Below are 18697 nucleotides of genomic sequence, written 5' to 3'. Positions count from 1 at the left end.
CCGTCGTTGCACACCGGGGTCACCCCGCCGTTCGGGTGACCGGGGAGTCGGAGGTGCGCGCATCATGGGATCGGCCGAGGGTTCGCGGGACGCTGCGGTGAGCGGCCGGACGCGACGTCAGTTCCTCACCCGTGCCGCCGTGTTGGGCGGTGCCGTGGCCGCCGGTCCCGCGGCGGGTGCCGCCGCGCTCCCGCGCGGGGCGGGCACCGGCGCCCGCGGCGGCTCCGGGCGGAGCGTGGCGGTCCTCGGCGGCGGGGTCTCCGGGCTGAGCGCCGCGCACGAACTGGCCGAGCGCGGCTACCGGGTGACGGTGTACGAGTACCACGCCGCGCTCGGCGGCAAGGCCAGGAGCATGGACGTGCCGGGCAGCGCGACCGGCGGCCGCCGGGCGCTGCCGGGCGAGCACGGCTTCCGGTTCTTCCCCGGCTTCTACCGCAACCTGCCGGACACCCTGCGCCGCATCCCCTGCGCCGGCAACCCCGGCGGCGTCCACGACAACCTGCGCGACGCCACCCAGGCGCTGCTGGCCTACGACGCCCCGCGCCCGGGCCTGCTCCTGCCGTTCCGGACCCTCACCACCCGGCCGCTCGACCTGGGCGACCTCGCCCCGGACGCCCTGCGGCGGACCCTGACCGGCGCGCTGGACGAGGTGCTGCACCTGCCCGCGGACGAGCTGGCCTACTTCGTCGACCGGGTCCTGGTCCACCTGACCAGCTGCGACGTGCGCCGCGAGCAGCAGTGGGAACGGGTGCCGTGGTGGGACTTCATCAGGGCCGGGCGGATGTCCCACGACTACCAGCGCCTCCTCGGCGTCGGCCTGTCCGGGGACCTGGTCGCGACCCGGGCCGAGCAGGCCAGCACCCGTACGGTGGCCCGCACCGTCGTCGAGGCCTTCCTGCTGAACGGGCTGCTCGGGCGGGGCGTCGACGGACAGCCCGACCGGGTGCTCAACGGCCCCACCAGCGAGGCCTGGATCGACCCGTGGGCGGCACACCTGTCGTCGCTGGGCGTCGTGTTCAGGACCGGGACCGAGGTCAGGGAGGTGCTGTACGCCGACGGCCGGATCACCGGGGTCCGGGTCGCTCCGGCCGGCGGCGGGGCCCCCGAGACGGTGCGGGCCGACCACTACCTCAGCGCGCTGCCGGTCGAGCACGCCCGCGCCACCTGGGGTCCGCGCCTGCGCGCCGCCGATCCCCAGCTGGCGCGCTGCGACGCGATCGGCACGGACTGGATGACGGGCATCCAGTTCTACCTGCGCCGCCCGGTGCGGCTGGTGCACGGCCACGCGGTCTGCCTGGACTCCCCGTGGGCGCTCACCGCGGTCGGCCAGGCGCAGTTCTGGGACCGGGACTTCGCGGCCGGCTACGGCGACGGAACGGTGCGCGACTGCCTCTCGGTCTGCGTCTCGGAGTGGGACCGGCCCGGGATCCTCTACGGCAGGACGGCCAAGGAGTGCACCCGTGAGGAGGTGGCCCGCGAGGTCTGGGCGCAGTGCCGGCGGGCCCTCGAACGGCCGGGCGCCGGGTGGCCGGCGGACGCGGACGTGCACTCGTGGTTCCTCGACCCGGCCGTCACCGGTCTGGGCGGGCCGGCGCCGGCCAACCGCGAGCAGCTGCTGGTCCACCCCGCCGGAACGCTGTACCACCGGCCCTCCGCCACGACCGCGGTGGGCAACTTCTTCCTGGCCGGCGACTACGTCCGCACCGACGTCGACCTGGCCACCATGGAAGGGGCCAACGAGTCCGCGCGGCGCGCCGTCAACGCCCTGCTGGACGCGGACGGTTCGACCGCCGAACGCTGCCGGATCCGGCTCCTCTTCCGGCCCCCGGAGCTGGAACCGCTCAAGCTGCTCGACGAGGCCCGCTACCGCCTCGGCCTGCCGAACACCTTCGACCTCGGATGACCGCCGCCGCTACGCGGCTTCCGGGCCCGGGCCCGCGGTGGCGGCCTTCGCCTCGCCGTCCTGCTCGCCGAACTCGCGGAACCGGCCGAGCTCCTGCCGGGCGTTGAGCCAGAAGTCGACGGTGTACGTCCCGCCGCCCTTCCTCAGGGCCATCTCGACGTGGGGCGGGATCCCCGGTGAGGCCGGGGATCCCGCCCGGCACGGCGGCGACGTCCCACCGGCGGGGGAGTGCCGTCGGCCGGTACGGGCTACCGCCCGCCGGCGGCCCGGCGGCCCGGTGTCACTTCAGGTGCCGGGCGAAGAACCGGGCCCCGGCGTCGAGTTCGAACTGCGGGACGCCGGTGTGCCCGCCCATGTTGGCGTGCAGGGTCTTCTCCCTGGAACCGAAGGCGTCGAAGAGGTCCAGGGCCGCCTGCCGGGGGTTCCCCTCGTCGTCCCACTGCAACAGGACGTGCAGCGGGATGGTGACCTGCCGGGCCTCCTCGAAGACGGCGGCGGGCACCAGACTCCCGGCGAACAGACTGGCGGCCGAGACGCGCGGCTCGACCACCGCCAGCCGGACGCCGATGGAGATGATTCCCCCCTCGTATCCGACCGGGCCGCCGATCCCGGGCAGCGCGAGGAGGTTGTCGAGCGCCGCCCGCCATTCCGGGACGGCCTTCTCGACCAGCGGGAGGATCAGGGCATCGACGATCTCGCCGCTCACCGGCCCGCCGGCCTCCATCACCCGGCGCAGGTCGGCGCGGGCCCGGTCGGCGGCGGCCCAGCGGGGACGGTCGCCGCTCCCGGGGAGCTCGATGGTGGCCGCGGCGAAGCCGTACTCCGCCGCGTAGTACCGGGCCCGCCCCGCCAGCCGGGGGTACATCCTGCCCAGTCCGAGCGGCGGGGGGCAGATCAGGATCAGCGGAGCCGGTGCGGACGCGGAGGCGGACGCGGGCGTCCACAGGGTGCCGGGGATCTCGCCGAGGGTGAACTCGCGTTCGAGGATGCCGTCGTCGAGGCGCTGTTCGGAAGTGAATCGCATGATGGTCATGCCTTTCGGGAGTGCTCTGAACGGCGCTCCCGGACGACCTATCGCCCGACCGTGACCCCGGAGGGGAGCACCCATGTCGAAACTGCGTTCACGGGTACCACCTCCTCGTTCTCTCGCACGGCCTTCGGAAGGCTAGCAGACCGGCGCGGGACCGGTCCCGAGGAAATCCGCCGCCTCCGGGGCCCGCCCGGCCGTCCCGGCGGGAGCCGGAATCCGGCTCGTCACCGGCCCTGCCCGGTGATGAACTCGATCATGTCGGGGGTCATGCCGCCCTCCGACCAGCCCTCCGAGACGCGCTCCGGGAACGAGACGGCGGCCTCCGCGCTGCGGGGGAACATGGCCCGCTCGTACGCGGTGAGCGCCGCCTCGACGTCGTCGGGGTGCGCGGCGAGCGCCCTGCCGAGTTCGGCACCGTCGAGCATGGCCAGGTTGGCGCCCTCGCCGTTCGGGGCCTGGAGGTGGGCGGCGTCGCCGATCAGGGTCACCCCCGGCACCCGGTCCCACCGGTGCTCGTCCGGGAGGGCGTAGAGCGAACGCAGGACCGGCGCGGTGCCCTCGGTGATCAGCGCGACGAGCTCCGGCGCCCAGCCGGTGAACTCCCGCGCGATCCGCGCGGCGGCCGCGGCGGCATCCGTGAAGTCGATGCCCGAGAACCAGTTCAGCGGCTCGGTGATCCACACGTAGGCGTGCAGGGTGTCGCCGCTCTCCCGGTGGGCGAAGATCTCCCTGCCCGGCGACGACGCCATCATCGACCCGTCGCCGACCGCCCGCGCGGTGGCCGGGTACCGGGTGCGCGCGTCGGCCAGGTACGTCTCGACGAGGGACTTGCCGACGTACTCGGGCCTGGCCGCGGAGAGCAGCGGCCGGACGCGTGACCACGCGCCGTCGGCGCCGACCAGCAGGTCCGTGGTGACGGCGGTGCCGTCGGAGAACACCACCTCGTGACGGCCGTCGCCCAGGGCCCGGACGACGGTGGCCTTCCGCCCCCACCGGACGGTGCCGGCGGGCAGCGAGTCGAGCAGGATCCGCCGCAGGTCGCCGCGCTGCGCCTCGGGGCGTCCGCCGGTGCCGTCGTCGGGCACGTCGAACAGGACCGTCCCGTCGGTGCCGAGGACCCGCATCGCCTGGCGGCCCTCCAGCACGATGGCGCGGAACTCGTCCAGCAGGCCGGCCGCCCGCAGGGCGGGCTGCCCGGTGTCGTCGTGGATGTCGAGCATCCCGCCCTGGTAGCGCGCCGACGGGGAGGGCTCGGCCTCGTGGACCGTGACCGGGATTCCGTGGACGTGCAGGACCCGGGCCAGCGTGAGGCCGCCGAGCCCGGCGCCGATGATCGTGACGGGTGTGCGCATGGGTGACTCCTTCGGGATCGAGCCGCCCGCTCGATCCGGGCCGGCCGCTCCCTGGACGGTGTCAGGCACCGCCTTCGTGTCACCGTCATCCGGCCGTCGGCCCCGCCGGACGACCGGCAGGCCACCTGTATAGGTCTGTCAGACGGCCGACACCGCAGGTCGTTCGGCGATTCGCCGACCGGGCCGGCCGGCTACGGCCACGGGTAGCCCACCTGGTCGGGGTCGGAACCTCCGCAGAGCTCGGCCGTGGCACGGGGGTCGCCCGCGGTCAGCCGTGCTTCGAGGCGCCCGGCCTGGTCCGACGGGTCGTCCGCGGAGATCGGAAGGGTCATCAGGAACTGGGCCCAGGGCAGATCCGTCTCCTCCCTGCCAGGGGGATGCCGCAGGACGACGCTGATCCGGTCCGGTTCCTCGCGGGAGGCCCAGACGGCCTCCAGCTCGCACTCCCACCGGGCGAGCCAGTCCTCGCGTTCCCTCAGCCCCGCCTCCAGCAGCGTCGCGACCACCGCCGCCGGCCACTTCCAGCCGCGGTCCTCCTCGGCCCGCCGGACCTCGGCCTCGTACCGATCGGCGGCGAACCGGAGCTCCGGCAGGTCGAAGTCCTGATCGGCCGGGTCGCGCCAGCCCGCCCAGACGACCTGCTCCCCGTCCCGCCTGACCGTCACGTACAGAGCACCGCAGCACCGCTCCAGACCGCACCCGGCCCCAGCGAGACGAACCTCGTGGGGCGTCGCCGTGGCACGCAGCGGCCTGGTCCGGCGCAGCAGGTACCGGGGCCCTGCTCCCACGAACCGGGGGCCTCCCTCTCCGCCGCGGGGGGACAGGCCGGCCAGGAGGTCCCGGCCGTTGACGATCGGGCGGATCTCGGTGCCTCCCTCGCCGGGCGGTGGGCAGACGATGTCCAGGCTGAGAAGGTCCGGTTCCATGGCCACCGGCCCATGATCGCGAAGCCGGCCGCGGCTGTCATGCGAATCGCGCGGCCTCCGCTCACGGCGGTGGTCCGGACGCCGCAACCCGAGGTGCGGACAGGGCCGGCCGGTGCGCCGCCCGCTGACCGGCGGGCACGACTCGAACACGCGCCGCAGCCTACCGAGCCGCCGCCTCACCCGAACCGGCTGCCGCCTCGCCCGGCAGTTCCGCCGGCAGGTAGCCGTAGCCCTGCCGGCCCGGCACGGCCCGGGCGAGCGCCAGGACCAGCGGGGCCGGCGGTGCGGCGAAGACCCCGGGGTAGTCCCGCTCGCCCAGCTCCGGCCGGACCGGCCAGGCCAGCCGCTCCCGCTCCAGGTCATACCGCGCGTCCAGCCCTCCCGGTTTCCCCGGGCGTCCAGGCGGGACCAACGACCGTGCAGGAGAACGGCGTTGAGGGCGTGCAGCACGAATCCGCCCGAGCCGTCCGCCAGCCGCTGGTAGCACAGGCCGGCCGGCACCCCCTGCGCCCGCAGCAGCGCGGCCAGCAGATGGGACTTGCCGTGGCAGATCGCGTTGCGCGCCGCCAGCACCCCGGAGGCGCGGAACGCCCCGCTGTACGCGCCCGCGTCCGCGGAGTGGGCGACCCGGTCGCGGACGTGGTGGAACGCGGCCTCCGGCGTGGCCAGTTCGGCGGCCAGCCGGCGCAGCTCCGGGTGCCGGTGGTCGATCACCTCGTCCGCCGCGAGGTAGGCGGCGGGGTCGTCGGTCTTCGGTCGCAGGATCATGCCGTCCACGGTGCCGCGCGCACCGTCCGCCGCGGGCGGGATTCCACTCCTCGGACAGGGGCCCCGGGGCACCGAAGCGCCCCGGGGCCCCGTCCCGCACGACCGGGGTCAGTGCCCGCAGCCGCAGCGCCGGAACCCGAAGTCGAGGGAGTGGTCGTTCTCGCCCGGTCCGCCGGTGGTCAGCGCCCGCTCGGGATATCGTCCCCCCGGCGGGGCGACGCCGTCGGAGTCGATGAGCGGATCGTCACCGACGCCGTGCCTGGTGGGCACCCACCGGTACAGCGGACCGCCCTCGGCGTAGTCGGCCGGCTCGTCCAGCCGGAGCGTGTACGCGGTGCGCGGCGTGAGGCCGCCGTCCACGTTCGAGTCGTCGAAGTAGTACTCGCCGCGCGCCGTCGTCCTCGCCGTCCCGACGAGCGTGCCCGCCCCGTCGTACAGGTGGACGGTGGCACCCGCCACGGGGAGCCCGCCCGGCTGCTGGACGCCCGTGCGCCCGGCGTCGTACCAGACCCGGTTGCCGATCTGGAGCGGCGCCCGGTCGCAGAGCACCTCCAGGTCGCCCATCGAGGCGCCCTTGCCGAACGGCGCGGGGACGTCCGCCGGGTTGAGCCGCAGCCCGGACACCGGGTCCTGCCCGCCGTCCGCCCGCCGCAGGAACGACGTGCCGTAGCCGAAGGCCGTGCTGTTCGGGTCGAACCCGGAGACCGCGACGGTGGACTCGACCTTGGACAACGCCATCCCCGCGTAGGACGCGTTGTGGTGGAAGCCCATCCGGCTGGTGTCGAAGAAGCGGGTGCCCCGGGGCGAGAGCCCGCAGCCGTTGTCGGTGTCCATCACGTAGCCGCCGTCCGCCGCGCAGGCCTTGTTCAGGTCACCGCCCGACAGGACCTCACCGACCGCGCCGCCCGCCGCCGCCTGCCCCGTCGCCCGGTCGGCGAGGCGGTCGCGGAAGGCCAGCAGCATCGAGCCGTCCGTCTCGAAACCGACCTCGGCCAGCTCCGGCTCCGGCTGGGCGCGGTAGCCGGAGCAGACCTGCCCGTTCTGCGTCGCCGGGTAGGTGTCCGTCCACGGGAACCAGCCCGCGCCGTCGCACGGGCCCGCACCGACCGTCGACTGGCGCGGGTAGTCCAACGGCTGGTCCAGCACGGCCTGCCGGAACCGGCCGGTGGCCGGGTCGAAGGGCAGCACGACCGCCCGCAGGTCCGACGCCCGGCCCGTCGACTCGCCCGAGCAGACACCGCCGAGGTACCCGGTCCCGTCCTGGAGGCCCAGACCGAAGGGACGCCAGTCCCCGGCCGCGGGACAGCCCGGATCCGGGATGGCGTAGACGGCCTTCGGCGCCGACGCGGTCGCCGCCGTGGCGTCGTAGCGGTACAGCCGGCGGTCGTTGAGGTTGACGACGAACAGGTCCCTGCCGTCGTCCGTCACCCTCAGCCCGCCGAGGCTCTCCCTGCCCGGCACCGCCAGGAACGCCTCGTCCGCCCCCGGCCCGTGCGCCGTGCCCCCGGCGTCCGGGACGGTGGCGAACAGCGTGGTCCGCTTCCGCGCCAGGTCCGTCACGTAGATCCCGCCGGCGCCACCGGGCCCGTACCCCGTGGTGCGCTTGGCCGCCGCCGAGGAGAACACCCGCCGGTCGGCCCGGTTCCACGCGATGCCGAACAGCGTGCCGGTCTGCGCGTCGGTGGCGATGTCCGTGACGTTCACGTCCACCCCGTCCTGGCCGCGCGCACCGTACGGGAACGACACCAGCGTGCGCTGCGCACCGCCCTGCCAGGTGGTGTTCTGACAGGTCGTCACCAGGGTCGCGTTCTTCTGGCAGTAGTCGCCGGGGCTCCACAGCCCCGTGGTGTACGAGACGTCGGCGCCGCCGGAGAGGTCGACGAACTCCTCGTTGGAGCTCAGCCGGTCCGGCGCGCCGTCCAGCCCCTGCCGCGAGGCGAAGGCGGGGAACAGCACGCCCGGCCGCGGATTCACCACCCGCACCCGGTACCCGCCGCCGTGCTCCCTGCTGCGCGCCGGCGGTGCCAGCGTCACCGTCCCGTCGGCCGCCGTGGTGCCCTCGACGCGGACCCGGTCCCCGCCGGTGAGCGTCACCCTCACACCCGGCAGCCCCGGTTCCAGCGCGGGCGTCCACACCCCCGAGGCGTCCACCGCCCGGACCACCCGGACCGTCACCGTTCCTTCCGCGCTCTGCGGGAACGCCTCCGGCGCCGTCAGCGACCCGCTGCCGGCCAGCGCGACGGCGAGCACCGCGGCCCGCGCGACGCCCGTCCTTCGTCTTCTCATCCCCACCTGGGCCCCACTCTCGTGATCGGCGGGCGGACGCCCGATCCGGACAGGACCCCAGGAGAGCGGCAACCGGCCGACCACGCCCCCGCTTCGGGACAGGTTCACCGGTGTGTGTGACGGAGAAGGCGCCGGAAATCGCATCAAGTTCGGATGCGACCTCATGAGTTCGCAGCCGATCCGGGTGGGCGTCGTCCCCGGCGGCGAAACCCGCTCGACCGGGCCACCTCCCCGACGGGACCACACGATCATGGAATTCCTCTGCTACCACCGCGACCGTCCCGGCTCCCCGCCGCTCGGCACGGCGGTGCTGGTCCCGGCGCCGGACGCGGAGACGGCACACGCCGTCCTGACGGCGGACCGGTACGCCGACGTCGAGGTGCACACCTGGCAGTTCGGCGGCCGGCCGGCCGTACCGACCCGGTGCCGCCGCCGGCGTCCCCCGGGGTGCGGTCACCCGGGGGAGTGGAGAACGGGCGATTCCCGCCCGGGCGGCTCCGCCGGGCAGTACGGTGCCCGCATGACCGTGCTCGTCCGCCGTCGTCACATCGACTTCGGCCGCGTCCACTCCACCGGCTGTCCGGTCGGCGTCTGATCGCCCGGCCGGTCCGGCCGCGCCGTTCCGCCCCCTGCCGGACGGCGCCGCCGTGACGGCCGCCCGCCTCCTCCGCCGCGCGGACCCGCCGTCGCTCCGACCGGCGGCCCGTCCGCGCCGCGCCCCGGGGCACACCCGTCGCGAAAGCGGCTGCCGAGAAGCGGCCGCCGCCTCGTGCCGCCCGCGCCTCGCGCACCCACCGGTCCGCGAGGACGGGGGCTCCCGGGTGCCCCGGCCCACCACGATCCGACCGCACCGAAGGGACAGCCGTCCACCATGACCGACACCGTCACCGACCTCTACCTGCGCAACAACGCCGACTACGCCTCGGCCTTCGACGGGCCGCTCCCGCTCCCGCCGGCCCGCCACACGGCCGTCCTGGCCTGCATGGACGCCCGGCTCAACGTCTACGGCGCGCTCGGCCTCGCCGAAGGCGACTCGCACGTGATCCGCAACGCCGGCGGGGTGGCGACCGACGACGCCATCCGCTCGCTGGCGATCAGCCAGCGGCTGCTCGGCACGCGGGAGATCATCCTCATCCACCACACCGACTGCGGCATGCTCACCTTCGGCGACGACGCCTTCCGCGAGTCGATCCGGGAGGAGACCGGCGTCAAACCCCCGTGGGCCGCCGAGGCCTTCACCGACCTGGAGACGGACGTCCGGCAGTCCGCCGCCCGGATCCGCACCAGCCCCTTCGTCCCGCACACGGACTCCGTCCGCGGCTTCGTCCTCGACGTCGCCACCGGCCTCCTCAAGGAGGTCGTGCTCTGACCCGACGGCGCCCCGGTGCGGCGGGCCCGTCCGGCCCGGCTAGGACCTGTCATCAGGGGGCCGGCCCGGAAGGCGGCGGTGGTCTTCCCCCAGCGGCCGACCGCCGCTGCCTCTCCGCATTCGACTTCGGCGCCAGGAATTCCCGAGCCCGGTTTCCCGCTCGGTAAACGGAATTGCCGCCCCCCGCTTGCGAAAGCGGTGGCCGGCGCTCCGCATCTTCGCCCCGTCGTCCCGTGAAAAAACACTGCCGGGCGCGTTCCGCGTGTGGCACAGTACGTCACTGTGACCGACGGGTTCATATCTGGACAAGGGTATTGGGATCCCGATCATCCCGTGCTCGAAATCCTGCGGGCCAGGCGCGACTCCGGCAGCCTGCCGGGGAGCCGCGCCGACGGTGCGCGGGTCGCGCTCGCGGTCGAGGGCGGGGGCATGCGCGGGGTGGTGTCGGCCGCCATGCTGTGCCAGTTGGAGGATCACGGCTTCAAGAACGCCTTCGACGTGGTCTACGGGTGTTCGGCGGGCGGGATCAACGGCGCCTACTTCCTTGCGGGGAACACCTGGTATTCGCTCTCGATCTACTACGACGACCTGACGACACGCAGGTTCGTCGACTTTTCCAGGGCCTTGCAGCGAAAGCCCATTCTGAATCTCGACTACTCCTTCGAGCACGTCATGGAACGGGTCAAACCGCTGGACTACGCGGCGGTGATCGACTCTCCGGCCCGGCTGGCCGTTCCGGTCACCGATGTCGACGCCCTGCGAACGGTCGTGCTGCGCGACTTCTCCTCCAAGGAGGAACTCAAGACGGCGCTGCGCGCCTCCGCCTGGCTGCCGATCGCGGTCCCGGGCACCGCGCGCACCTCCGACGGGAGACGGGCGGTGGACGGCGGCGTGCTCACGGCGCTCCCGTTCCGGCTCGCGCTCGACGACGGCTGTACGCACGTGCTCTCGCTGAGCACCCGTCCGATGCGCGAGCGCGTCGGCGGAAGCGTGTCCCCGATGCACCGCTTCACCTACCTGCACCTCGAACGGCTCCGTACCGGACTGGGACGCGGCTACCTGGCGGCGATCCGGCAGAAGTACCGGGACCAGGAGTGGCTGCGCGGTGAGCGGCACTCGTCCGGCGGGGTCGGGCCGCACGTGCTGGACCTCGCTCCGCTGCCCTGGATGCCGGAACTGAAGCGGCACGAGATGGACCGGCACCTGCTGCTCGAACATGCCCGCACGGCCTACGAGACGGCCTTCTGCGCGTTGGAGAACCGACCCACCGCGATGATCGCCCAGGGCCGCATCCATGCCATACCCCGGCTGACGGTGGTGGAGACCGCGAATGGCGCCCCAAGGAGTGGCACTCGATCCGGTGCTCGCGGCCCTGCGCGACCTGACGGGCTATAGCCAGGACCGGACGGCCTCCCTGCGATCGGCGCTGGGCCTGTCGCCGGCCGGGCCGGAGGGCGCCAGGCGGCTCGCCGGCCGGCAAGCCGCCTGGCGGCGGGTGCTGCAGGACATACCGGTGGACGAGCGCTCGTTCGACACCCGTTTCGGGCTCGGCTCACGGACGGCCGTGATCGCCCGTCTGACGGCCTGGTGCGCCGGCTACCGGGAGCAGGGCGAAGCGTTCAGGCAGGACTGCGCCGACGTCTTCGGGTTCACGGGGCTGTTCCTGCTGACGCTGATCGGCCTGGCCGAGTCCGAGGCGCAGCGTTCCCGCCTTCCGGCCGCGGACCCGGCGGGCGGTGCGGACGCGAGTGCCCTCACCCACGACTGCCCGGCGGTCTGCGGTGTGCTCGCCGCGGACGAGGAGGTCGGCCGGGTGGTGTCGGCCGTCTACAGCCCCGAGCCCGCCGCCGGGCGCCGTCCCGCCCCGGAGAGCGAGCAGGCGGTCCGGGAGTGGCGGGCGATGGCCCCGAACCTGCGCTTCCACCGTCACGGCAGCACGTCCGTGATCCTCCGCGGGAGCACCACCGGGGCGGTGCACGGGGCCCGCCCCGACTTCGCGCTGAAGCTGGTCCTCTACCCGTTCACCCGGATCGAGACCCTGGCCAAGGCGACCCGGGAGTACGCGCGGACCTACGGGTCGGCTGCTCAGGGCCTGCGGCACCTGGTGCGGGTGTGGGCCAGCTTCGACACCTGGATCATGATGGAGTTCATCGAGGGCAGCACCCTCGCCGAGACCGTCCGGGCCGAGGCCGCCGGCCGGCCCGCGGGCGAGCTGCGGCTGAGTCTGGACCGGCTCCGCGAGCAGGGGTCGAAGCTGTTCGACGCGCTGGCGGAGCTTCAGCAGGTCGCCGCGGACAACCCGTTGCACGGCGGGCCGGGCGGCGTCCACGCGGACCTCTCGCCGTCCAACATCATCGTCTCGGCCGCCGACGGGACCTTCCGGCTGGTCGACCTCGGCCGGAACTACCTGTACACGCACACCATCACCGGCGCCACCGGCGTGGCGTCCTCGTACATCGCGCCCGAGGTGCGGTCCGGCGACGGCCACATCCTGCGGGCCGACCTCTACTCGCTGGGCCGGCTGCTGATGCTGTTCGGCACCGGGGTGGAGAGCACCGAGCGGGTGGTGCCGGACGTCTTCTACATGCGGGCCCCGCAGCTGGCCCGGTTCCTGGAGGACCTGGTCGACGCCGTCCCGGAGCGGCGGTTGCTGATCTTCTCCGATCCGGAGCGGCGGGACTTCTCCTACGCCAGGCTGAAGGAGGGCTTCCTCGCCGAACTCGAACTGGTCCGGGCCGCCGAGCGCGACAGCGGCGAGCTGCGGGTCGAAACCGGGTGGCGGGCGCTGCGCGAGCTGGCCCGGCCGCTGGCGGGCGACCCCGGCCGGGAGTGGCGGCTGTGGCGCGGCCGCAGGCGAAGCGGTACCCCGTCGGCGACCGGCAGCCGGCCACCGCTGGCCACCTGGCTGCTCGGCTGGTCGCTGCTGTCGGCCCTGGTGTGGGCGCTCACCAACTTCGCCGTCCTGACCTGGCTGTTCCGCGACCTGAACCTGTCCTGGGACAACCGGCTGATCGAGCTGGTCCAGCACCTGGGCGGCGACCGTGAAGGCCTGCCGGTCGTCGACTCGTGGCGGCACTCCGACTACACCGTGCCGGACTGGCGGGCCAACCTTCCGGCCCGCATGGTCGGGCTGTCCTACGCCATCGCCGCCCCGAAGTACTACCAGATGCTGTTCTCCGGCCTGACACCGCTCGCCATCGGCCGCAGGGCCGGCTCGTTGAGCAGGCTCGCCCTGGCCACCGAGACCATCATGCGGATCATGGCGGTGGTCCCGTGCGGCCTGGTGCTGGCCATCACCCTGGTCGAACCGCGCTGGTGGCCCGTCAACTCGGCGATCGGACAGATCCTCACCTGGCTCGCCAACCTCCTCACCCTGGCGTACGTCCGCGCCGTCATCGCGCGCTCCCGGCGGCTCGGGCTGACCACGGTGCCCGAGGACGACAGCAAGATCACCGGTCTGGCGGCGTTCACCCAGTGGTCGCCGACCTCGATGTTCTACGCGGTCGCGGTCCTCACCGTCGGCACCCTGCTCTACCTGGGACTCCTGCACGACGTCTACGTGTACGCGCTGGCGGTCACCTCGACCAACCTCATCCTCTTCTACGTCATCAAGTGCGGCCTCGGCGGCCCGCTGGTCCGGGTGGCCATCGTGCGCGCCTGTCTGACCGCCGAACGGATCGGCCGCCTCGGCGGCCGGTGACGCCGCTCGCCGATGACGGGCGGGGCGGGTTCCGCGCGACCTGATCGCCACCGGCCTGACCGACACCCACGAGGAACTCGGCGCGGGCCTCTTCCCGACCTGGCCCCAGGACCACCCCGACTACCGCGTCCCGGCCGTGATCCAGATCGACCACGTCCTGCACGGGCCCGCGCTGACCGCCGTCGACGTCACCGAGCACGCCCTGCCGCGCAGCGACCACCGCGCCGTGGTGGCCGAACTCGCCGTCCTGAGCTGACCGCTGACTCTGACGGCTGGCGGCTGGCAGCGGGCTCAGCCGAGGAGGAGGAAGGCGTCCCAGCCCGCGGCGGCGCCGGGGTGGGCGTGCGCGTGGAGGGCCAGGGCCGCGCCGGCGGTGCCCTCCAGGAGGGTGGCGGGCTCGCCGGCGGCGAGGGCGGCGGCGAGGTCGCGGGCGGTGGCCGCGGCGAGGGCGGGCAGGTGGGCGGCCAGGGCCGCGGAACCGGAGTCCTCGGCCATGCGCTGGACGATCCGCAGCAGGCCGCCGGTGCCGTGGCAGAGCCCGGCGCCGGCCAGGTGCCATGCGGCGGGCCCGGCCAGGGCGTCCGTGAGCGCGGTGACGGCGGTGGTCCGCCAGTCGTCGCGGCCCAGCGCGGTGCCGGCGAGGAAGAGCGCCCGGGCCGCGCCCGGGGTGCCGTAGCACCAGGCCGCCCGGGTCGGCGCGTCGGCGGGCGGCCGGCCCTCCTCCACGTCCTCGACGCGCACCGTCATCGGCCAGCCGCCGGCGGGCATCCCGCGGGCGGCGAGCCAGAGCGCCAGCGCCTCGATCGCCTCGTCCTGGCCGGGCACCCGTACGTCCCGCAGCCGGGCCAGGGCCAGCAGCGCGAGAGGGCCCGGAATCCCGTGCGCCAGACCGAGGTTGACGTGACCGCGGGGGTGGCCGGAGTCCGCGCCGGGAAGCCCGGGGCCGCCCGCCGTCCACCAGCGCGGCAGCGCCCCGCCGGCCGGTGCGGCCATTTCCACCAGGGCGGCCAGCACTCCGGCCAGCGCGGGCCCGTCCGGTTCCAGGGCCAGCAGCAGCCGGCCCAGACCCGACGCCCCCGAGACCACGTCGAAGGTGTGCGCCCGCAGGCCCGTCCCCGCCGCCAGATCGGCCCGCAGTGCGGCCACCCGCCCGGCGGCGGACTCGCCGACCCGGGGCACCAGCGCGTCCAGCAGCCCCCGGTACTCGCCGGGGGCCCGCGCCATGACGCGGGCGGCGAAGGCCACCGCGGCGGCACCGGAGTAGAGGCCGCCCCCGCGCATCGCGCCGGGCGCCCGCGCCGCGTCCGCGAGCTGTCCGTGCGCGGCCCGGCGCAGCGCCGGGTCCTCCCCGGCCAGCACGGCGAGGGCGAGCGCCGCACCACTGCGGCCGGCCCCGAGCCCGGGGGTGGGGACGGACCCGGGCTCGGCGGGGCCGGTGAGCTGGGCGGTGACCGCCCGCAGGGCTTCGGTGGGGGTCATCGGCCCTCGCTCGGGGTGGTGGGGCGGGTGCGGTGCGCTTCGAGGGTGCCGCGGGCGATGGCGTAGGCGCGGCGTTCGGCTTCGCGGTCGATGCCGACGAGGCGGTTGTGGCCCATGTGGAGGAGGGAGGCGAGCGCCGGTCCGGCGCAGGGCGGGGTGAGGCGGGGGGCGTAGTGGGCGAGTCGGGCGGCGCGCTGCTGCCACGCGGCGGTGAGATCGGGGTCGGCGGGCAGCAGGCCGCCGGCGGGCGTGGTGGGGCCGTCCGGGCCGATGGCGCGCAGGGCCGTGCCCCGGTGGGCGCGGAAGGCCTGGTGGTGGGGCTCGGACTTGGGGTAGGTGGCGGCGATCCAGGTGCCGACGGGTGGCGGGGTGGGGCGGGCCGTGAGGAAGTCCTGGGCGGTGGCGGTGAGGTTGACGGCGGCGAGCAGTTCCCCGGGCGTGGTGCGGGCGGCGCGGGCCAGGCGCAGGGCGGCGAGGGCGACCAGGCTGTCGGCGTGGAAGACGCGCTCGGCGTGGGCCAGGGCGTCGGGGCCGCCGTAGCGGTCGGTCTCGGGGGTGTAGCCGTCCAGACGCAGGTCGGCGGCGAGGCCGGCGCGGCGCAGGTCGTGCGCCCAGTCGTGGAGGATGGGCAGCAGGCCGGCGGCGAGGGCGGGCGGGGTGCCGTGGAAACGCAGGCGCAGGTGGGGGGCCGGGTCCCGGTAGCGGATGAAGAACCAGCGGTCCACGTCGCCGGGCAGGGCGGCGATCAGGCGGGGCAGGTGGTCGGCGAGGATCTCGTCGTGGCGGGCCTCGGCGGCGGCGATGCGGGCGAACAGCCAGGGGCCGCCGGGGAGTTCGGGGGTACGGGGGTGGGGCGCGGGCAGTGGCCGGTGCGCCGCGGGGCGGGCCGGGGCCGACGGGCGGGCGGCGCGGCGCAGCGGGACGACGAGTTCGGCGCTGTGGGCGCCGCCGGGGCCGCGCAGCCAGCCGCCGTCGCCGTCGCCGTCCCCGGTGAGGCCGCCGTCGCCGGTGAGGTCCTCCTGGAGCACGGTGGGCCGGGCGGAGCGGGACTGGCTGTGCAGGAGGCGGCGGTGCCAGGGGTCGTCGAGGTCGAGGCTGATCCGCTGGTCGCCGCTGAGCAGGCGCACGGCGGCCGGGACGCCCCAGCGGCGGCGCCAGCGGGCGAGGCCGTCGGCCCACTGCTCGTACGGGGTGTCGGCGGAGGGGACGGGAGCGGTGAGGCGCCAGGTGGCGGGGGCGAGGACGACCCGGCCGCGGCGGACGCGGGGCAGGGCGGGGGCGCTGGCGGCGGCGCCCCAGTCCCAGGGCTGCCAGGGGCGTTGGCCGGTGAGCGCCACCTCCTGGAGGAAGCGGGCCGCGTTGGGGGCGCCGGTGCGCAGGTTGAGCGCGTGGTGGGCGGTGGCGCGGATCTCGCGGCCGAGGCTGCGGGAGTGGACGGAGAGGCGTTCGGTGTCGGCGAGGACGACGAGGTCGTCCAGCGGGAGGGCGGCGGGGCCGCCGGGGTCGGGGAAGGCGCTGACGGCGACGCGGTGGCCGAGCCAGCGGGGGGTGAGGGCGATGTTGGCGTGGCGGGGGCGGTAGGGGGTGAACTCCAGGTGGGCGTCCAGGACTTCACCGGCGTCAGGAGTACCGGTGGGGGAGGCGCCGGCGGCGGCGAGCAGGACGCCGCCGTCCGCGCCCGCACCGGCGAGGTGGGCGGCGAAGCGGCCGAAGGTGGCACCGGCGCGGTCGCTGCCGGCCGTCGGGGAGATCACGAGGCGGAACCGCCCGGCGTCCAGGGCGTCGAGGGAGTCGGCGGCGAGTTCGGCGTACAGCTCCAGGGAGGCCGGCGGGGTGTCGGCGGCGCCGCCCGGCTCCTCCTGCGACGGGACCAGCCGGGCGAGCAGGTCGTCGTCGAGGACGACCTCGGGCAGCGGGGCGCCGGGCTCACGGTCGGCGAGGGCGCCGGTGGCGAGTTCGGCCAGCACCCGGTCGCGGGCCGCGTCGGCGTCGGTGCGGGCGCGGGTGGGCCGCGGGTTGGCCGCGCCGCGGGCACCGGCCGGGCGCCGGTAGCCGGCGGGCGGGCCGAGGCCGGTGTCGGGGTCGAGCACTTCGGTGAGCGGGACGGGGCTGTCGGTGCCGTACCGCTCGACGAACTCCGCGTGGTAGGCGCGCAGGTGCTCGGGGGCGGTGGCCGGCGGGGAGAGCCGCCACAGCACGGTGGCGGTGTGCTCCAGTTCGGTACGGACCCGCGCGGGCAGGACCACCTCGGCGTCCAGCGCGAGGTCGGCGTGCAGCGGCCGGTCGGCGGGCGCGAGGCCGGTCATCCGCCGGCGCGCCTCGCGCAGCACGGCGGTGGCCTGCCCGCGCGGCAGCGCGGAGGCCTGCGCCAGCAGGTCTCGTACGGCGGCGAGTTCGGCGCCCACGGGGTGGCCGTCGGGCAGCCGGTCGAGGACGTGACCGAGCAGGTCGGTGCTGTCCGGCGGGGGTGTCAGGTCGGTCAGCAGGAAGCCCTGGGCGACCAGCGTGCGCACGAGCGCGGCGATCGCCTCGGCCGGGGCGGCGGGGAAGTCCGCGGCCAGCGCGGCGAGCAGGTCCGCGTGGCACAGGGGGCGGGCGGCGTGGCGGACGGCGGCGCGGACGACGGCGGTGGCGCGGACGGTCCGCTCGGTGACGGGCTGCGCGCCGGTGTCCGCGGCGCCGGCGGCGGACCTGGCGCCGGCCGCGGCGGTGCGCCGTTCGGGCAGGTACGGCAGGACGAGCCGGTCGCCGCGCAGGGCCACCTGCTGGTCGACGGCCAGCCGCAGGGTGCCCAGCACCTGCGGGTCGGTGCGCAGCCGGTCCAGGAGCGGGAGGAGCCAGCCGAGGTCGGGGCGGAAGGCGCGGCGTTCGGCGCCGTCCCAGCGGACCTCGGCGCGGGTGCCGAAGCGGGCCTGCGCGACGGCGGCCATCAGACCGAAGGGGGTGGGGCGGGTGGCCATCCGCAGCCGGTAGCGGCCGACGGCCTCGGCCCCGCGGCGCAGGGCGGCCGGGCGAGGGGCCTCGGCGGAGCCAGGGGCGTCGGCGGGGCGAGGGGCTTCGGTGGCGGTGGCGGTCTGGTCCAGCAGGTCGGCCAGGGAGGGGCTGGAGACCTCGATCGCCTCGCGCAGGACCGGATCGGCGGCGGCCTCGGCGAGGTGGGCCGCGGGCGTGTCCCCACCGGGCCCGCCGGACCCGGCGGCGTGGCGGTGCCGGCGGGCCAGCGCGGGTGCGCGCAGCAGGACGGGGCCGGTCGCGGTGAAGAGCGTGTCCTGGCGTGCTGCGTCCGTCTTCTTCCCCACCGTGCCCCCGTGCCTCGTGCCGCCCGTACCGCTGCTTCGTCGGGTCGTTCTATCCCGATGATCGAAAACTGTCCATGCTTGATCAAAAGCCATCAACAGTTGGCTGAATCCGTCTATTCAGCTGTGCTCGGTCATTGTCGGGCCTCCGCACGAGTGCCTAACGTCCGCTGCAGTCCGCCGCGGCCAGTCGCGGCACCGACGAAGGGAGGCCCTCATGGCCACCGACATGCAGGAGCTGTTCGACCTCGATGTGCAGGACCTCGTCGCCGCCGAGACCGGCGAGCAGGAAGACGCGGCGTTCAGTGTCTCGTGTGAGGGGTCCTGCACCCGCCCGTACTGCATCTGACCAGCGGGACCGGCCCGATCGGGCCGGTCCGTCTGATCCAGCGGTAGTACGGGTACGACCGGGCGCGGGGGGGGGGGGGGCCCGGCGGGGGGGGGGCCCCCGCGGCCGCCCCCCCCCCCGCGGGGGCGCCCCCACCAACCCCCCCCCCCCCCCCCCCCCCCCCCGCCCCCCCCCCCCCCCCCCCCGCCCCCCCCCCCCCCCCCCCCCCCCCCCCCCCCCCCCCCCCCCCCCCCCCCCCC

At 75.4% G+C, this 18697-nt stretch carries 14 protein-coding genes and 1 pseudogene; 6 read left to right on the top strand and 9 right to left on the bottom strand.

Annotated features, from left to right (window positions below):
- Window positions 1-64 precede the first annotated feature (64 nt).
- Window positions 65-1903, top strand: coding sequence for an FAD-dependent oxidoreductase (locus tag ACIQOW_RS37355; RefSeq protein WP_401092285.1), 1839 nt, complete (start codon window positions 65-67; stop codon window positions 1901-1903).
- Window positions 1904-1912: 9 nt separating this feature from the next.
- Here ACIQOW_RS37355 and ACIQOW_RS37350 read toward each other — a convergent pair whose 3' ends face one another.
- The 7 genes and pseudogenes from ACIQOW_RS37350 to ACIQOW_RS37320 all read right to left on the bottom strand — a co-directional run bounded on the left by ACIQOW_RS37350 (window position 1913) and on the right by ACIQOW_RS37320 (window position 8265).
- The gene (locus ACIQOW_RS37350; protein WP_401092284.1) at window positions 1913-2056 is read right to left on the bottom strand and encodes a hypothetical protein; all 144 of its coding nucleotides are present in this window, start codon (window positions 2054-2056) and stop codon (window positions 1913-1915) included.
- 127 nt (window positions 2057-2183) lie between these two features.
- Window positions 2184-2927, bottom strand: coding sequence for an alpha/beta hydrolase (locus tag ACIQOW_RS37345; protein ID WP_401092283.1), 744 nt, complete (start codon window positions 2925-2927; stop codon window positions 2184-2186).
- Between the two features lie 230 nt (window positions 2928-3157).
- Window positions 3158-4285 (bottom strand): FAD-dependent oxidoreductase, encoded by a 1128-nt coding sequence (locus ACIQOW_RS37340; RefSeq protein WP_401092282.1) that lies wholly within the window; start codon window positions 4283-4285, stop codon window positions 3158-3160.
- Window positions 4286-4476: 191 nt separating this feature from the next.
- Complete coding sequence (locus tag ACIQOW_RS37335; RefSeq protein ID WP_401092330.1) at window positions 4477-5211, bottom strand: hypothetical protein; 735 nt, start codon at window positions 5209-5211, stop codon at window positions 4477-4479.
- Window positions 5212-5371: 160 nt separating this feature from the next.
- Entirely contained in the window at window positions 5372-5623 is a 252-nt protein-coding gene (locus ACIQOW_RS37330) for a hypothetical protein (RefSeq protein ID WP_401092333.1), read from the bottom strand.
- A 41-nt stretch (window positions 5624-5664) separates the two neighbouring features.
- Window positions 5665-5979: pseudogene (locus ACIQOW_RS37325) on the bottom strand (transglutaminase family protein); the annotation flags it as partial.
- Between the two features lie 108 nt (window positions 5980-6087).
- Window positions 6088-8265: an SdrD B-like domain-containing protein gene (locus ACIQOW_RS37320; RefSeq protein WP_401092281.1), complete on the bottom strand. Its 2178-nt coding sequence runs from the start codon at window positions 8263-8265 to the stop codon at window positions 6088-6090.
- A 163-nt stretch (window positions 8266-8428) separates the two neighbouring features.
- Between ACIQOW_RS37320 and ACIQOW_RS37315 the strand changes: the two genes are divergently transcribed.
- The 4 genes from ACIQOW_RS37315 to ACIQOW_RS37300 all read left to right on the top strand — a co-directional run bounded on the left by ACIQOW_RS37315 (window position 8429) and on the right by ACIQOW_RS37300 (window position 13334).
- Complete coding sequence (locus tag ACIQOW_RS37315) at window positions 8429-8860, top strand: hypothetical protein (protein WP_401092280.1); 432 nt, start codon at window positions 8429-8431, stop codon at window positions 8858-8860.
- 276 nt (window positions 8861-9136) lie between these two features.
- Window positions 9137-9634, top strand: a complete 498-nt coding sequence (locus ACIQOW_RS37310) for a carbonic anhydrase (protein WP_188297080.1) — start codon at window positions 9137-9139, stop codon at window positions 9632-9634.
- Window positions 9635-9967: 333 nt separating this feature from the next.
- The gene (locus tag ACIQOW_RS37305) at window positions 9968-11029 is read left to right on the top strand and encodes a patatin-like phospholipase family protein (RefSeq protein ID WP_401092279.1); all 1062 of its coding nucleotides are present in this window, start codon (window positions 9968-9970) and stop codon (window positions 11027-11029) included.
- The gene (locus ACIQOW_RS37300) at window positions 10965-13334 is read left to right on the top strand and encodes a hypothetical protein (protein ID WP_401092278.1); all 2370 of its coding nucleotides are present in this window, start codon (window positions 10965-10967) and stop codon (window positions 13332-13334) included. Before ACIQOW_RS37305 ends, ACIQOW_RS37300 begins: the two co-directional genes overlap by 65 nt.
- Before the next feature lie 291 nt (window positions 13335-13625).
- On the opposite strand, the gene ACIQOW_RS37295 is transcribed toward ACIQOW_RS37300, so the two are convergent.
- Both ACIQOW_RS37295 and ACIQOW_RS37290 read right to left on the bottom strand, forming a co-directional pair.
- Window positions 13626-14813, bottom strand: coding sequence for a lanthionine synthetase LanC family protein (locus tag ACIQOW_RS37295; protein WP_401092277.1), 1188 nt, complete (start codon window positions 14811-14813; stop codon window positions 13626-13628).
- Window positions 14810-18112, bottom strand: a complete 3303-nt coding sequence (locus ACIQOW_RS37290) for a lantibiotic dehydratase (protein WP_401092276.1) — start codon at window positions 18110-18112, stop codon at window positions 14810-14812. The genes ACIQOW_RS37295 and ACIQOW_RS37290 overlap by 4 nt, the downstream gene beginning before the upstream one ends.
- Window positions 18113-18326: 214 nt before the next feature.
- Between ACIQOW_RS37290 and ACIQOW_RS37285 the strand changes: the two genes are divergently transcribed.
- Complete coding sequence (locus ACIQOW_RS37285) at window positions 18327-18458, top strand: hypothetical protein (RefSeq protein ID WP_262987117.1); 132 nt, start codon at window positions 18327-18329, stop codon at window positions 18456-18458.
- Window positions 18459-18697 lie beyond the last annotated feature (239 nt).

This window comes from Kitasatospora sp. NPDC091335, from assembly GCF_044757205.1.
GTDB lineage: Bacteria > Actinomycetota > Actinomycetes > Streptomycetales > Streptomycetaceae > Kitasatospora.
The sequence above is the reverse complement of the archived record's forward strand: the minus strand, read 5'-3'. Positions and strand labels throughout refer to the sequence as shown.

What these genes read in the sequence shown, in the direction of transcription:
- ACIQOW_RS37300 (WP_401092278.1), top strand. Translation starts at nt 10,965, where the DNA reads ATGGCGCCCCAAGGAGTGGCACTCGATCCGGTGCTCGCGGCCCTGCGC.
- ACIQOW_RS37355 (WP_401092285.1), top strand. Translation starts at nt 65, where the DNA reads ATGGGATCGGCCGAGGGTTCGCGGGACGCTGCGGTGAGCGGCCGGACG.
- ACIQOW_RS37350 (WP_401092284.1), bottom strand. Translation starts at nt 2,056, where the DNA reads ATGGCCCTGAGGAAGGGCGGCGGGACGTACACCGTCGACTTCTGGCTC.
- ACIQOW_RS37285 (WP_262987117.1), top strand. Translation starts at nt 18,327, where the DNA reads ATGGCCACCGACATGCAGGAGCTGTTCGACCTCGATGTGCAGGACCTC.
- ACIQOW_RS37335 (WP_401092330.1), bottom strand. Translation starts at nt 5,211, where the DNA reads ATGGAACCGGACCTTCTCAGCCTGGACATCGTCTGCCCACCGCCCGGC.
- ACIQOW_RS37315 (WP_401092280.1), top strand. Translation starts at nt 8,429, where the DNA reads ATGAGTTCGCAGCCGATCCGGGTGGGCGTCGTCCCCGGCGGCGAAACC.
- ACIQOW_RS37345 (WP_401092283.1), bottom strand. Translation starts at nt 2,927, where the DNA reads ATGCGATTCACTTCCGAACAGCGCCTCGACGACGGCATCCTCGAACGC.
- ACIQOW_RS37295 (WP_401092277.1), bottom strand. Translation starts at nt 14,813, where the DNA reads ATGACCCCCACCGAAGCCCTGCGGGCGGTCACCGCCCAGCTCACCGGC.
- ACIQOW_RS37310 (WP_188297080.1), top strand. Translation starts at nt 9,137, where the DNA reads ATGACCGACACCGTCACCGACCTCTACCTGCGCAACAACGCCGACTAC.
- ACIQOW_RS37320 (WP_401092281.1), bottom strand. Translation starts at nt 8,265, where the DNA reads ATGAGAAGACGAAGGACGGGCGTCGCGCGGGCCGCGGTGCTCGCCGTC.
- ACIQOW_RS37340 (WP_401092282.1), bottom strand. Translation starts at nt 4,285, where the DNA reads ATGCGCACACCCGTCACGATCATCGGCGCCGGGCTCGGCGGCCTCACG.